At 68.1% G+C, this 16,739-nt stretch carries 4 protein-coding genes; all 4 read right to left on the bottom strand.

Annotated features, from left to right (window positions below):
* Positions 1 to 18: 18 nt before the first annotated feature.
* Positions 19 to 813: a bestrophin-like domain gene (locus AC3ITN_RS09730; protein WP_489392794.1), complete on the bottom strand. Its 795-nt coding sequence runs from the start codon at positions 811 to 813 to the stop codon at positions 19 to 21.
* A gap of 123 nt (positions 814 to 936) precedes the next feature.
* A complete protein-coding gene (locus AC3ITN_RS09725; RefSeq protein WP_489392793.1) occupies positions 937 to 1,689 on the bottom strand; it encodes a prealbumin-like fold domain-containing protein in 753 nt (250 codons plus the stop codon).
* A gap of 6 nt (positions 1,690 to 1,695) precedes the next feature.
* On the bottom strand, positions 1,696 to 5,379 hold the full coding sequence (locus tag AC3ITN_RS09720; protein WP_489392792.1) for a TonB-dependent receptor: 3,684 nt from the start codon (positions 5,377 to 5,379) through the stop codon (positions 1,696 to 1,698).
* Entirely contained in the window at positions 5,376 to 16,625 is an 11,250-nt protein-coding gene (locus tag AC3ITN_RS09715; protein ID WP_489392791.1) for a DUF7507 domain-containing protein, read from the bottom strand. The genes AC3ITN_RS09720 and AC3ITN_RS09715 overlap by 4 nt, the downstream gene beginning before the upstream one ends.
* Between the last annotated feature and the right edge of the window lie 114 nt (positions 16,626 to 16,739).

The raw sequence follows: 16,739 nt of genomic DNA, 5'->3' as shown, positions 1-16,739 counted from the left end.
GCAGTGCATGACGGACACCTATGAAGGCGTGGGCAGGGCCACGGAACGCTGAAGATCGAGCATGGGGTCCTGCGGCACGTTGATGCCGCCGGTACTGGGCAGGTCCAGGTCCAGTACCAGGCCCACGGCGAGCGAGAACAACAGGAGCAGCAGGGTTGTCGACGTCCGCTGGCGAACGCGTTCATAGCCGAGCAGCCCTGCGGCAAACAGCGCGAACAGGAACAGCATCCGCAGGATGCGATGGGGAATGTGGTCCTGCCGGGCCGCGAACCGCTCGCCGGCGAGGTCGATGGATTCGTTGGTGGTGGTCACCATCAGGCTCGCGCGCGGGGTGTCACGGAAGGAGGCGGTGGCCGACATCACGGCGGCCCACAGCTCCGTCTGCAGCGCAGTGGTGCGTGCGTACCGATCCAGCTCCTGCTGTGCGGTCTTTGCCTTGGCGAAATCCACGCGTGCGTCGATGTACCGGCGCAGCACGGCGCGTACGCGTTCGGCGTCGGGCGTCTCCAGCAGATCCGTCCGCAGCCAGGTGGTACCCAGCGCGTTCGCCTCATGCAGCACCAGCGACCTGCGCTCGTCGTAGCGGCCGAGCGCGAGCGAAAACGTGAAGCCGATCAGCAGCGCCAACAGGCCCAGAACGGTGTTGGTCGAGAACGAGTCGCCCTCATCGGCATCGGTGGCCGTCGGCTCCCGCGACTTCCGCAGGTTCTCTCGTCTGCGCAGGAAGGACCCCAGCTCGCGGGCGGCGATCAACGCGACGAAGAACATCACGGTGAGCAGCCACAGCGGGACGAAGAGGAGGCTGCCTGACATGTGAATGCTCCATCATCAACGGGCACGCGAGGGTTGGCTTGAGGATGGCCGATGAATCCCGTAGCTGCTTCGGTACTTCTACCGAGCCTCGCCCAGTGATTGATGCACGGCGGTAGTTGCGGCTCAGTTTCCCGATGCCGTCACGGTACACGGCACGTTGACCACTACGCTGCCACCGACCGGCAGCGAGGGAATCGTGACCCCGGCACCGAACAGGGCCGCGGCCGGCACGCTGGCCGGGCACGTGGCGCCGCCGCTGGCGCTGCAGCTTCCGGCCGCGGTGCAGCTCAAGCCTGCACCGGGCGCATCGGCCAGCACCGCATTGCTCACATCGACCACCCCCACGTTGCTGGCGGTCAGGGTGTAGGTCACCGTACCGCCGCTGGCCACGACGCCCGGCGACACCTGCTTGGTGACCGCCAGGTCCGGTTCGCGCAGGCTGTTCACGAACGTGCATACCAGGGTGGTCGTGGGTTGCAGGCTGGCAGCCGGAATGGTCAGGGTGGCGCCGCTCAGTGTCCCGATGCTGCCGGGCACGGTGTTGCTGGTATCGACGCAACTGGCCGTGTCGAGCGTGAACTGGGTGTTGGTCGCCTCGATGACTGTCACGGGTTGCGCCGGATCGGACACGGTGAATGTTGCCGCCGAGAGCTGGGGCGTTCCAGGCGTTACGGTGGTGATGGTGTCGCTCCCGCCGCTCAGGTTGGTCAACGTGTAGTTGAACGTGCCCTGCCCGCCTTGACTTGTCTTGGCCAGTTGCACCGTCTGGGCCGCGACCAGGGCAGGCAGCGCTGCGCACAGCGCGAACACACACGCCACCACGCGATGGCGCGCCCGCGAGCGTTGGAGAAAGACGCTGGCCTTGGTAGTCATCATGCGCCCTCAGTAGGTGCCGACCATGTTCAGGAACCAGCCTTCATGGTCGTCATCGAAGTCCGTCAGGTCGTCGCTGAACCGGGTGAAGTTGTATCCCACGCCCAGCCGGAAGTTCTCGCCGATGTCGCGGTCGACGCCGACCAGGAACCCGGACTGGGTGCCGCCCTCGTCGACGTCCAGCCAGCGGTACTCGCCCAGCGCGTACCACTTCTGGTGCAGTTGATAGCGACCCTGCAGCACGCTCAAGGTAGTGGCCGAATCGAACCACGGCCCGCTGCCGCGGCCCAGCCGCACCTCGCCTTCGCGGCGGGCCAGCTTGGCGCCGAATTCCCACTGGGTGTCGTATTTGTAGACACCCTCGAGCGAGAGTATCCGGCTCTTCTGGTCCTGGTCGGCGCCGCCCAGCTGCGCCTCGGTGGCCAGGTCGTAGAGATAGGTGTAACGGCCGAACAGGGCCCAGCGCTGGCTGTTCCAGGGACGGTAGGCGAAACCGAAGTTGGCCTCCCAGAACCGGGCGCCGGCCAGCGCGTTGAGTTCATCGGTGGTGCGCGAATAGTTGAGCCGCCCGGCAATCCGCCAGCTGTCGTTGAAGCGATGGGTAAGCCGGTTGGTGGTGACCCACTGTTCGCGGCGCTCGCTGCCGGTGTCCTTGCGCCATTCGACCTTGCTGCGCCAGTCGGTGTCGGCCGAGGTGCGACCACCGCTGACGCTGACGGCGCTGCGGTCCACGTGGCCGCCGTCGACCGTATCCAGGTCGCCCGACTGCAGGGTGAAACCGAGGTTCCAGCCTTGCGCCGGGTAGAAATCCATGCCCATGGTATGCGCGAGCCCGGACTGATCCGGCTCTTTCAGGAACTGGCTTTCGTTGAACAGGTTGGCGCGGCTCGACAGCCGCCAGCGCTGGCCCAGCGACCACCCGTTCTGGCGGGTGGGGTTGAACAGGGACTCGTACTCCGTCGTATCGGTGGAGTACGTGTAGGCACCGTAGAGCGAGTGATCCGCATCGAGCTTGTACTCGGCATCGACCGTGGCCGAATCGCCGCGGTCGCCGGTGCTGACTTCGGCACCCACGCTGGCACGGTCATCCAGCAGGTAGTCGCCTCCGACCGCCATCGCGTTGTTGTCTGCGTAGCGCCCGCCGTCATCATCCAGGGTGCCCTGCACCAGCCCATACAGCTCCAGCGCGGTGCTGAAGCGGTGGCTGTATTTCACCGCGCCCAGCAGCCCGGCGGCGGGATCGTCGGTACGGCCCTCCTCCACCCGGCGCAGTTCTGCGCTGAGGGTGTTCCAGTCATCCGGACGCCATTCCAGCGTGGCCTGGGCCTGGGTGAACTGCTCGTCGCCACTTTCGGCCTTGCTGTAGCGGGCATACAGGCCCAGCTCGCGGGTCAGCCGTCCCAGCACCTCGGCGCCATACTCGGTGACCGGCAGTCCCGTGTCGTGGCGGGCGATGGAGAAGCCCGGCTCGGTTTCGCGCCACCAGCCGCCGGCACTCCAGTCCAGCGTGGTCCAGCCCAGCTCGCGCAGATTGGCGCGGGCTTCCACAGCCTTGGCGTCACCTTCGCGATGCGGGTCGGTGCTGTTGCTGCGGATGAAGGTAAACCCGCCATTGTCGGAGAAGAACGACGGCACCCCGAAGGATTCTGTGTGCGCGTATTCCAGCTTCAGGAAGGTGCCCTTGCCTGCCTGCAGGGTCAGGTCGCCTGCGGCCAGCGAATAGTCCTGGCCGTCACGATTCTCGTCCACGTAGGTGACGCCCACGCCGACGTGGTCGCCGAGCCACTGCTTGCCGCGTACGCCGGCGGTGAGTTCGCCATCATCGAAACCGGACGGAAGCCATTCGTAGTCCACCAACAGATGCTGCTGGTAGCCGTCGAGCGGCGAATCGCGGGTGAGCGTGGGCATGTTCTCGCGGGTGACCTGGCTCAGCGGCCGGGTCAGCAGCAGCCGACCCTGCATCTCGTCGATTTCATAATCGGTACCCCGCTGCAGGGTGATGCGCTTTTCCACCCGCCCGGTGGTGCGGTCGCGGATTTCCAGCACCACCTGGTCAGACCCGGGCAGGATGTCGGTGTTGCGCAGGTAGTAAAGGCTGCCGCCGGTACCAATGAATTCGTTGTGGCCCGGCGCGGTCTGCTCCTGGGCACCGAACAGGCGAAGCGTGCTGCGCGGGTCGCCCCAGGGGTTGATGGCCTGCGAGCGCCAGCTCAGTGCGCCGCCGTACAGCGAGCGCACGTACTGGGCGTATTCGGTACCGGTCAGGCCGGTGGCGAAGTTGCCCCACAGGGCTTGGTTCTTGTCCCAGTCCACCCGGACGTAGAAGCGGCCCATGCTGTCCACGTCGCGGTAGGTGGTGGAATCGTCGCCGTAGGTCGGGTAGTACAGGTCCGGGTCCAGCCGGCGGAAGATGTCCTGTGGCCACGCCTCGGTGAAGCCGTCGAACAGATGCTCGATATCCTGCTCCGTCGTGTCGGCCTGCGCGGTCACCAGGTACTTGCCGCGCACCTTGCCCTTCGCGTAGAACGCCAGCCGACCATCGCTGATCACGTCGTCGCTGTAGCGCTCGTCCACCGCGAACGGTGCGGTGGCACTGCTGACAGTGTTCTGGGCGATGGTCACATCGGCCAGTCCGATGCCGTAGAAGTACTTGCCGGTCACATCCACTTCCAGGGTGTGCTGCTGCTCCACCCCATCGCGGCCACCGCGCACGGCGATGTCGAAGCGGTGCAGGCCGACCGGGACCAGGTATTCGGCGACGAACTTGCGCTCCATGTCCACCGGGTACGAAGCGCCATTGATGGTGAGGGAGGTGGACTCGGGAATATCCCGCCCGGTGATGCGGATGCGCGAACCGTAGATGGGAATGTTCTGCAGGCGCAGGCCATTGGCGGCGAAGGCCGTGTCGATCAGGCTCTGCTGCAGGGCCTGGTCCACGCCCAGCGAGGTGCCTTGGCTGCGTTCCACCTGGCTGCGCAGTCCACGCAGCTGGCTGTCGGCCTCGATCGGGCGCACCAGCTGCAGGCGCTGCGCCACGGTCTCGTCGAAGATGCCGTTGTGGCCGTAGGCGCGCACCACATACAGCAGTTCATCGCCTGCGCGGAACGGTTCCCCGGCGGGCAACGTGCCATCCCACTCCACCTGGCTGACCGCCGATACCTCTACGGGGATGTGCGCCAGCGGCGCGATCAGGTCCACGTCGGTGGCGCGGTAGACCAGGATCTCCATGCGCTCGATGAAGTCGCCGTAGTTGCCGCGCACATAGAACGGGACCGGCTTCTGGATGCGCCCGTCTTCGAAGGCGACCAGCGACGGGGCCGAGGCCGAGAGTTCGGGCTGGCCCAGGTTGGGGTCCTCGGTGGCCCAGAGCACGCCGCCACTGGGCAGGCGGATGTTGAAGCGCCCGGTCGCTACGGCACGCCCCGGCGGCGGCGCCGAGATCGTGACGCGGCGGTCCGGCTGAAGGGCGTCCGAACCGGACTGCGCGTCGGTCCCTTCGGTGACCGGGTCGGTCTTGCCGCGCGTGCGGATGCGCAGCAGCAGCCCCTCGCCTTCATGGCACTCCCGTTCACCGCAGCTGACCGGCGGGGTCTGCGCCGCCGGCGACGGATCCTGCGCCGGCTGCGCAAGCGTGTTGCCCGCCATGCCGGCGATCAGGGTGGCGAGCGCGCCGCTGAGCAGGTGCGGCTTCATCGTGCCTCTCCCGCGCCCGGGCGCGCATCCAGCGGTGCACCCGGATCGGCACTGCTGTCGACCTGGACCTTGTCACGCACGCCGGGGCTCAGGTACGCGCGGAGTGCGGCGTAGACCGCTTCGGCGCGGCGCAGGCCAAGCTGCACGTTGTACGCGGACGCACCCCGCACATCGGCATGGCCGACGATCAGCACGCGCCCGCCGCCGCGCTGTTCAAGCTGCTGCGCGATGCGCTCGAGCAGCGGCTGCATGGCCGGGCGGATCACCGCGCTGTCGGTATCGAACAGCACCGTGCCGACCAGTGCGCCGCCCTGGTCGACCCCGACCAGCAACGAGGCCGGGTCGTCCACGTCGGCGCGCGCGAGTACGCGGATGGCTGCGCCGTTGCTGCCCAGCGCGCTCACCAGCGCCTGGCGGACGGCGTTGGCACGATCCAGCGCGAGCGTCTCGCTGCCACCGTTGGCGGCGATCACAATCTCGCCTTCGCCCTGCCCGCGCGCCTGCTCGGCCATCTTTTCGATCACCGGCTGGTAACGCTCGCCGATGCGGGCGCTGTCCGGCGCGAAGACCACTTCGCCCAACACCATCTCCACCTCGCGCTGCTCTTCCAGCACGGTGGCCGGCAGGGTAACCGCGAAATCGAAGCGGGCCGGCACACCGGGCGTGATCCGGCGCAGCAGCGGGTTGCGCGTCACGAAGGTCGTTCCGGCCGGCAAGGTGGCCGCGTCCACCTTGAGGATGAAGTTGCGTCCACGCGCAAGGCCACCGCCGGAGACCCCTACCAGGTGGTAGCGCCCGAACTGGTCAGTCTCCATCAGCAGCCCTTCCACCGAGCCGATCCGTACGCCGGGAATGCCGCTCTCGTCGATGCCGGCGTTGGCGATCACGTAATCGACTACGTAGCCGCCCTCGCCCGGCATCACCTTGCGGCTCACGCTCGGCTGGGCAGCGGTGAGGCCCTTGGCGGCATCGCCCACACGTTGCCGGCGGGTGCTGCCGTCGGCAGCCAGGTGCACGCTGACGCCCTGCCGGCTGGTCAGCACGAAGTCGTCGGTGAAGCGCGGCTCGCGCAGCCGCTGGCGGACCACGATCGTCCCCGTCGGCGCGGCCTCGCTGCTGCGTCCGCCCAGCTCGCCCAGGGCAATCCCATGCAGCAGCGGCGCGCTGGCGTCCGCCACCGGCTGCGGACCGTTGCCGCGGTCGATGGTGGTCGAACCGGCGATATAGGCCTCGGCGGCGAAGCCGCCCCGTGCCTTGAGACCGGTCAGCGCGGCGCTGTCCTGCCAGCCATCGCCGTCGCGGTCATCGAACACGCTGCCGATGATGAGGCTGTCGTCGAGCAGCGGGTCGCTGCCGGTCACCACTTCGGCGGTGGCCACGTTGGAGGCGGCCTTGTCGGTGGGCGCGAAGGTCTGCGCCCTGTTGATCAGCGTGCCCGGCCGCACGCCCGCGCCGACCCGCATCAGGTAGGAGAGGCGCGCGGTATTGCCGGCGGCGATGTCGAGGTCGTTGATGCGCAGCGGCGCGCTGCCGCTCGCGGTGACCGAATGATCGTCATCATCGCCCTGCAGCGAGCCCTCCACGTAAGTGAAGCCCGGCGCCGGGGTATCGATCAGGTAGCCGTCCACCAGGTCGATGTCACCCACGTTCTGCGCGGTCAATGTGTACCGCACCAGATCGCCCACCTTCACTTCGCGCACGTTGGCGACCTTGCCCAACCGGATATCGGCCGGTGCGTTTTCAACGGCGATGACGGCTGCTGCGGTGGCGGTGGCGCTGGCCAGCCCGGCCCCGGTGGGCTGGCCGGTGGCGAGCACGGTGTTGTTCAACTGGCCACCCTCCACGCCGGCATCGGCTTCGGTGATGGTGTGGTCGTAGCTGGCACAGGTAGCGCTCTGCCCCGGTGCGAGCTGGGTGGGCGCGCAGCTGAGCAGCGTAGGCGTGCCGCCCTGCAGGGTGTCCTGGATCACCAGCTGGTCCAGGGTCACGTTGCCGATGTTGGTGGCGGTCACCGCATAGGTCACCACGTCGTCGGCATTGCCCTTGCCCGGGGTACCGCGGTCCACGCTGAGCGTGGCGGTCTTGGTGGTGGCCAGCGCCGGCCGGCGCACGATCGGCAGGTTCAGCACCGGGCGGCAGCGCGCATCGGCCGAGCCCGGGGGGCACACCGCCGGGGGCAGCGGGCTGCCGCCGGGGCCGGGTTGCGCGGTGATGGTGGCGATATTGTCGACGGTGCCGGCATCGGTATCGGCCTGGGTCACCACATAGGTGCCGGTCAATGTGCATTCGCCGCCGGGCGCGACGCTGGCGCAGACGATGCGGTTGGGCGTGATCAGCGGATCGTCGATGGTGAGATCGCTCAGCGCCACGTTGCCGGTGTTGGTGGCAGTGACGGTGTAGGTGAGCGTATCGCCGGTGCTCACTTCGCCGCTGGGATCAGTACTGGCGGCAAGCCGCTTCGCGGTTTCCAGCGCGGGCTGTTCGACGGTGTGTTCGGTGCTGCACTGCACGCAGACAGGGTCCGGATCGCCGCCCGGCAGGTTGGCCGCGCTGACCACGTTGTGCAGCGTGCCGCTGGCGTCGGCGGCAACGGTGGCGGTGTACACCAGCGGATAGCTGCCCGGCAGCGTGCCGATAGGCAGGATGCAGGCCAGGTTGCCGCTGCAGGTGTAGGCCCCGGCGGCGGCGACGCTGACCTGGCCAAGCCCTGCGTCCAGCTGGTCAGTGAGGATCACCGGCTGGGTCGTGGCCGAGCCCGCGATCACCGTGGTGACGGTATAGGTGATGGCTTGACCCTGCTGCACGAAACTGCCGCTGGGCGGGGTGGCACTCTTGCTCACCGTCGCGGTGGACGGCACCACCGGATGATCGGTGCTGCAGCTCTGGCAGACCGGCGCCGGATCGATGCCGGCCGGTTTGCTGGGCACCACGGCATTGCGCAACGTGCCGGTGGCGTCGGCATCCACGGTTGCGGTGTACACGACCGCGTAGGTACCGGCGGCGGTACCCACCGGCAGCGTGCACACCAGCGGATTGGCGGCATTGCAGGTGTAGGCACCGGGGCTGGTGACGGCCACGAAGCTGAAGCCATCGCCGAGGGTGTCGGTCAGCGTGAGCGGCTCGTGCAGTTCGTTGTTGGCGACGGTGGTGGTAAGGGTGAACTGCACCACATCGCCCGGCGCCACCTGCGTGCCCGATGCGGGCTGGGCGCTTTTGTTGACGGTGATCGCGGCCGGGGTGATGGCGGTGGGCGTGGTTTCGGTGTCGGTCGCAGTGGCGTCGGGTGCGCTGCCCGGCGCATCGCCGGTGGCCGTTGCCGTATTGACCACGGTGGTGGCCGTTTCGTCGGCGAAGGTGACCGTGTAGGTGTTGTTGCTGGCCGTGCAGGCGGTGGTGGTGCCCGGTGGCAGTAGCAGCACGGTGCAGCCCAGCCCCGGCAGGCGCGGATCGACCACGGTTACCGGCGCGAGCAGCACGTTGCCGGTGTTGGTCACGCTGAACGCATAGCTGATCACGTCTCCGGCATCGCCGGTGATGCCGTCGCCATTGCTGTCGGCCACGCTGGCGGTCTTGTCCAGGCTGATTGACGGCAGCTGGGTGGCGTTGATGGTCACACTGTCGGGTGCGGACGTGCTGGTGCCGTCCGTGGCGGTGGCGGTGTTGGTCACGCTGCCCTGGTTGAGGTCGGCCTGGGTGACGGCGTAGCTGGCGGTGCAGGTCAGGCTGGCACCCGGGGCAAGACCACCGGCGGGCAGTGCCGGGCAGCTCACGGTGCCGGGCGCGACGATGCGGTCGTCGATCACGGAGATCGGGCCGGTGACGGTGACGGTGCCGCTGTTGGTCACCACGTAGGTGTAGCTCAGCACATCGCCCACTGCCGTATAGGTGGCGGTGCTGCTGGCCTTGTCGAGGGTCAGCCCGCGCAGCTGCTGCACCGGGGTGATCGTCGGCGGCGACGGGGTCAGCGGCGTGGTGTCGGAGATGCCGCTGCCGATGTTGAGCACCTGGCCGGCATCGACGTCGGCCTGGGTCACCGTGTAGGTGCCCACCAGCACGCAGGTGCCGGCAGGTGCCACGCTGGCGCAGGTAGTGCTGGACGGGGTGATCCTGTTGTCGCTGATCACCACGTTGGTCAGGGTGGTGTTGCCACTGTTGGTACCGGTAACCGTGTACTCCAGCACACTGCCGAGCACCACCGGGTTGGGCGCATCGCTGACCACCTTGGCCATGCTCAAGGCGGGATTCTGCACCCCGCTGACCGTCACCGAATCCGGCCCCGACGTGGTGCTGCCGGAGGTCGCAGTGGCGGTGTTGGTCACGCTGCCTGCATCGAGATCGGCCTGGGTGACGCTGTAGGTGGCCGTACAGACCAGCTCCGCGCCCGGTGCCAGCCCGCCCACCGGCAGTGCCGGGCACGTCACCACGTTGGGCGCAACGATGCGGTCGTCGGCGACCACCACCGCAGCGGTGAGGGTCACGTTGCCGGTATTGGTGACGCGGTAGCTGTAGGCCAGCGTGTCGCCCACGCTGTCGTAGCCGCTGCTGGTGGTGGTCTTGTCCAGCCCCAGACCCGGCTGCTGGGTGCCGGTGATGGTGACCGTGGATGGCGCGGAACTCACCGCGCCGGACTGCGCCGTGGCGATATTGGTGACGCTGCCTGCGTCGAGGTCGGCCTGGGTCACGGTGTAGGTGCCCGTGCAGGTCACGCTGGTTCCTGGCGCGAGCCCGCCCGCCGGCAGCGCCGGGCAACTTACCGCTGCGATGCGGTCATCGCTGACGGTCACCGGGTCGGTCAGGGTGATGTTGCCGGTATTGGTGACCAGGTAGCTGTAGGGCAGTACGGTGCCCACCGCGTTGAAGCCGGTGGCGGTGCTGCTCTTGACCAGCGCGAGCGCACGAGTCTGCACGGCCGTGATGGTGGCCTGCGCGCTGGCCGGGGCGACGCTGCCCTGCGCCGGCACCACGCTGGCACTGGCGGTGTTGGTCACGCTGCCGGCATCCAGGTCGGCCTGGGTGATCGGATAGGTGCCGGTGCAGGTGGTGCCCTCGCCCGGCGCCAGCGTGGTGACCGGGCAGCTGATGCTGGCGATGCGGTCGTCGGTCAGCGCCAGGGTGTTGAGGGTGACGTTGCCGGTGTTGGTCACCGCGTAGCTGTAGTTGATGGACTGGCCGACGCTGGCGTAGGTGGTCGGGTTCGCGGTCTTGGCCAAGATGAGCGCGGGCCCTGCGGTCAGCGGCGTGGTGGTGCTGTCGTCTCCCGTGGCATTGGGTCCCGAGGGCGGCGTGCCCTGCCCGGTGGCGGTATTGGTTACCGACCCGGCATCCAGGTTGCCCTGGGTGAGCGTGTACACCACCGTTGAACAGGTGCGGCTTGCCCCCGGCGCCAGCTGCCCCGGCGGGCAGCTGATCGCGGGCATGCCGGGCAGCGGATCGGCCACGGTGAGGTTGTCGAGGGTGACGTTGCCTGCATTGGTGATCACGAAGCTGTAGCTGATCGTGTCGCCGGCGTCGGTCACCGTCGGCAGCGCGCCCCCGGCCACGGTCGGCGCGCCCGCCGTCTTGTCCAGCACCAGCACTGGCTGCGGCGCCAGGGTGACCACCGCCGAATCCGGGGACGAACTCACCCGTGCGCTTCCCGGCGGCGTCCCTTCTGCGGTGGCAGTGTTGGTGACGGTGCCGTTGTCCATCTCGGCCTGGGTGATGGTGTGCACACCGGTACAGGTGGCCACCGCATCCGGCCCGCTGGCCGTCAGCGTGGTCTTGTCGCAGGTGGCGGTGGCATCGAGGTTGGTGTCGATCACCGCCAACGCGGACAGGCTCTGGTTGCCGGTATTGGTCACCACGAAGGTGTAGGTGATGGTGTCGCCGGCGTCGGTCACCGCCGGGTCCAGGCCCAGGTTGAGGGTGGGCGTGCCGGCGGCCTTGTCGATCTCAAGCGACTGCTGCGGCAGCGGCAGGGTGACCTGCGCGCTGGCCGTGGTGCTGGTCCCATCGCTGCTGGCCGTGGCGGTGTTGTCGATCGCCTGGTCGCCACCGCCGTTGGTGTCGAAGTCGGCCTGCGTGGCGATGTAGGTGCCCTGGCAGACGACGGTGGCGGCCGGTGCCAGTGCCGCCACCGGAATGGCCGGCGTGCAGGACAGCGCCGGCAGCATCGGGTCGGCGATGCTGAGGTTGGTCAGGGTGGTATTGCCGTTGTTGGTGGCGCTGAGCGTGTAGACGATGGCATCGCCGGGGTTGAGCACCTGGGTGACATCCGCGGTCTTGGTGAAGCCCAGTGCCGGGCTGCGCGCCACCGGAATGTCCAGTGCGCCGCTGCGGCTGATCGTGCCGGCGGCCTGCGAAGTGCCGGTGGCCGCCGCCACGTTGCTGACCACGTTCAACGTGTCCACGTCCGCCTGGGTCACCCCGCGGGTGGTGCCGGTGCAGACCACGTCCGCGCCAGCGCCACCGAACACCAGGGTCTGCCCGGGTGCGAGATCGACGCTTGGACAGGCCAGGCCCAGCGTCGGATCGCTCACGGTGACGTCTTCGAGCGTCACGTTGCCGGTGTTGCTGACCGTGAAGCGGTAGTTGAGCGTGCCCGGTGCCGTGATGGTGGCGACGTCGGCACTCTTGACGATGGTCATCTGCGGGCCGCGCACCGGCAGGTTCACCTGGTGCTCGCCGGTATCGGTGACGGTGGCCCCGGCCACGGGCGTGTCGGCCACCACCGTGGCCACGTTGTCGATCTGGCCATTGCCCGGCAGGCTGTCGGTGCTGCCGCTGTCGATGTCGGCCTGGGTCACCGTGTAGACGATGCCGGTGCAGCCGCTGAACACCACCAGCGCACCCGGTGCCAGGCTGGACAACGGCGGGCACGACAACGACGGCAGCATCGGGTCGGTCAGGACCAGGTTGAACAGCGTCACGTTGCCGGTGTTCTGCACCGAGAACGTGTAGGTGATCGGCTGGTTGGGCCCGCTCACCGAAGCCACGTCCGAGCCCTTGGTCAGGAAGATCGCGGGCGTGCGCTGTGGCAGCGCGACATCGGCGCTGGCCACGTCGGTGACCGTGATCACCGGGCCCGCCCCGATCTGGTACTGGGCCGTGCCGGTGACGTCGTTGTGGATCACCTGGGTGTCGTTGACCGGGTTGCCCTGGTTGTCGATGTCCGACTGCTGCACGGCATAGGTGTTGCCGGTGCAGCTGAAGTCGGCGCTGCCGCCGGGCGCCAGCGTGGCAATGGGCGTGCACGACAGACCGGTACCGAGCAGCGTGTCGTCGGTGATCTGCAGGTTGGTCAGGGTGACGCTGGACGGATTGTTGACCCGGAAGGTGTAGCTGATCGGGTCGCCCACCGCGCTGACCGAGGTGCGGCTGGGAATCTTGATGAGCTCCGGCGACACCGTGCCGTGGTTGATGATCACCGCGCTGCCGTCGGTATCGCTGATCGGCGTGCCGTCGTAGTCGCCGGCCGCCGTGGCCAGATTGGTGATCGCATTGCCGCCGTCGATATCGGCCTGGGTGACGGTATAGGTGGCCGAGCACGTCGCGCTGGCGCCCGGGGCCAGGGTGAAGGGTGCTGGGGGCGTGCAGGTGATCGCACTCAGACCCGCCTTCGGATCGAGCACGCTGATGCTGGTCAGGGTGACATTGCCCGGATTGCTGACGGTGAACGTATAGGTGATCATCTCGCCCGCCGCGCTGACCTGGGTGGGACTGGCGGTCTTGTCCAGCACCAGTTGCGGCGCCGGAGGATCCAGCGGCACGCTGGACGTGGCGTCGCCGTTGACGCTGCCGCCCCCGGGCGCCACCGCCGTGGCCGTGGCGTCGTTGTCGATATCGCCATCGCCGCCGCCGCGGCCGTCGATGTCGGCCTGGGTGATGGTGTGGGTATTGCCGGTGCAGGCGATGTCCGCCGGCGGTGCGGTCCCGAAGGTGATCGATTGCCCCGGTGCCAGCGGGCCACCCGCCGGGCAGCTCAGGCCCGGCAAGGCCGGATCGGCGATCGTCACGCTCTGGATGGTGGTGTTGCCGGCGTTGGTGACCGTGAAGTTGTAGCTGATCACTTCACCGACGCTGCCGGTGCCGCTGCCGTTGGCATCGGCCAGATTCGGGGTCTTGGTGAACTCGGCCACGAAGTTGCGCGCAGGCAGGGTGGTGTCGACGCTGCTGGAATCGACTACCGCGTTGCCATCCGGATCGGTGCCCTCGACATCGGCGCTGTTGCTGATGACATCGTCGTTGATCCCGTCGCCACTGCCGACGCGGTCGATGTCGCCTTGCGTGACGGTATAGCTGCCAGTGCAGCTGAGCGTGCCCCCCGTTGCCAGGGAGGCGACAGGAATGGACGGGGTGCAGACCATGTTGCCCGCAATCAGCGGATCGACCACGGTCACATCGGTCAGTGGCACATTGCCGGTGTTGGTGGCGGTGATCGTGTACGGCACCACCTGCCCCGGTGCGGTGACGCTGGTGACCGGGGTTGTCTTCTGCAGATCCAGCGTGGCGCGCGGCACGAAGATGTTGCTGTAGGTGCAGACAATGGTGCTGCCGGCGTCGGCGATTGCAATGAGCAGGCCGTTGCCTGGATTGGTGTCGGTACCATCGCAGCTCACGCTGCTGGTGTAGTCACCGCCATCGCCGCCCGGGAAGCTTTCCGCGCCGAGCCCGCCGTTCTCCAGCGCGTATACCGTGACCGGCCCGACCTGGTCCGGCCCGGGCGAAGTCGAGGTGAAGGCCGGGGTGTTGTTGGTGAAGCCGGTGCTGGCGGGGATCGTGACCGTGGTGGGCGGCCCACCGCTCCAGACCTTGCGCACGATCAGTTCAGCACTGCGCCGGTCATTGACGTAGGTGCAGGTCATCGGACCATCGTTCGGCCCGACCGTGAGGGTGCCGGTGGTTGGATCGTTGACCACGAGCCCGCTGGTGTTGGTGCACGACAGGGTGGTGGTGTACAGGTTGGAGGTGACCGAGCTGAACGACTCGGTCAAGTTGATGATGTCGCCTGCATGCACGGTCTGCGCGGCACCGGTATCGGTCTGGCTGGGCCCGCCGCTCGCGGTCGACGACAGCGGCGCCAGACCGGTGGCGACGATGGTCACCTCGTCATTGGGCAGCGCGTTGAGCCAGGTCTTCTGGAGCGTCAGCGTTGTTGCGGTGCGGGTGTTGGTGTACGTGCAGGCAATGGGCGTGCCCGCGTCGGCCGGGGTGATGTCCAGCGTGTTGGGCGCTTTGCCGTCGGTCCCGCCCAAGGTGCCACCGGTGCAGCTCAACGACACCGCGTAGTTGGCCAGCGCTCCGCCCCCCATGGTCTCGGCCGGCAGGGTGGCCTGCTCGCCCACATACACCACCACCGTGGTGCTGTTGGCATTGATCGAGGCCGTCGACGTAAAGGCGTTGGTGTTGTTCTGCAGCCCCGTGGTGGCACCCAGCTGGGCGACGTCGCCATTGCGGCTGTCCGGCGCCCATTGCTTGACCAGCTGCAGCGTTGCCTGCGGGCGCGTGTTGGTGTACGTGCACACGATGGCGCTGTCGCCCTGCCCCACGGTAAGCAACGAACCGCTCAACCCGCTGGTGCCCGTGCAGGCGAGCGCGGTGGTGTAGTTGGCCGCGTTGCCCGGCACCGTGAACGTTTCAGCCAGGGTGATGGACTCGCCGGCATACACCTGCACCGCGGCACCGGTATCGATTTCGGTGGCGCTGTCGGCGGTGGACGCCAGCGTGATCGGCGTGGTGGTGCTGCCGCTGGCGGTCAGCGTGACCGCCTCACCCACGGCTGCATCCACCCAGCTCTTGCGCAGGGTCAGGCTCACCGCTCTGCGCGCGTTGGTCTGCGTGCAGGTAATGGCGGTGTCGGCCGGGTTGATTGTCAGCGTGGTGCCGGTCACCGGCGTGGTGTTGCCAGTGCAGGCCAGCGTGGCGTCGTAGTTGCCCGGGTTGCTGAGCGCTTCGCTGAGGGTGCCGCTCTCACCTGCAAACACCGTTACCGCAGCGCCGGTGGTCACGTTGTTGCCGGTGGACGTGGACACGCCACTGCTGGCGGCGTTTTCGAACCCACTGCTGGTCACGGTGGCGGTGTCGCCGGGAAGCCCGTCGATCCAGGCTTTGGCCAGTGTCAGGGTGGCCCGGCGCCGGGTGTTGGTCTGGGTGCAGGTAATGGCGGTGTCGGTCGGTGCGATCGTCAGCGCGCCGCCGCTGAGTGGCAGCGCGTTGCCCGTGCAGGTCAGCACCGGGTCGTAGTTCGCGGCATCACTGAGCAGCTCGCTGATGGTGCCGGTTTCGCCGGCGTAGACCGTCACCGCCGTGCCCACCGTCGCATTGTTGCCCGTGGAGGTACTGGGTCCGCTGGTGGCGTTGTTGGTGAAGCCGGCGGTGGACACGGTCGCCGTCTCCCCCACCCGCGCATCGACCCATTGCTTGGTCAGCGTGAGTGACGCCTGGCGCCGCGTGTTGGTGAAGGCGCACGCCACACCACTGTCGGCAGGCATGGTGAAGCTGACGCTGCCGCCCGTGCCTGATACCGGCACGCCAGCGCCGTTGTCGGTCCGGGTGCAGGCGGCCGTAATGAGGTAGTTCCCCGCGTCGCCGGTGCTGAAGGCTTCCGCGAGGGTGACGGTCGCACCGGGCGCACCGCCTGCGGTGGCCAGCGTGGTACTCCCGCCGTCAGTGGAACTGCCACCGCCCAGGACGATGACGCTGCCCGCTGCGCCGCTGATGGCAAGATCGACAGCGTCGCCGCCGGGACCGTTCACCCAGCTCTTTCCCAAACTGATGGCGGGGTACACGGCATGCACCGTGGTGCAGTCGCCGCCGACGGTGCAGCCCTGCCCACCGGACACGGTATTGCCGACCGAGCCGGTCGCCGACGCGTCCACCTGCGCCTGGTAGGACCAGCCAGAAGTGCCCGGCGCCGCGCCGGCCGGCAGGGTGCAGGTGATGGTCTGGCCGCTGCCGGTGCAGCCGGCGGGAAGTGACGCGGGGATCAGTGTCAGGCCGGCACCGAGCACATCGGTGAACACCGTCGGCTCGGAGGTGGTTGCCCCGGTCACGGTCACGGAGAGATTGAAGCCGATCGTGTCGCCCGCGGCAACGGCGGCGCCGCTGGCAGGACTGCCGGTCTTGCTGATGGTGACCGCATAGACCGACGCCGCCACCGTGGCGGTGTTGTTGCCTGGGGTGGCGTCGGTCAATCCCGCCGGCAGCTGGATCTGAGCCGTGTTCTGTACCGAGGTCTGTGCGGCGGCCGACGCACAGCAGGCAAGCATGGCCAGTACTGCAAACGCGATGGCCCGCAACGGTTGTCCACGCCGGACCCGCCGCAAAGATACCGCTGCGCAACCGTCAGCCACGTCCCGACCGTGTGGTGGATCGCGTTGCAG

The organism is Stenotrophomonas sp. KH_036_B (genome assembly GCF_057839485.1).
Note: the sequence above shows the minus strand (reverse complement) of the source record. Positions and strands in the feature narration are given on the sequence as shown.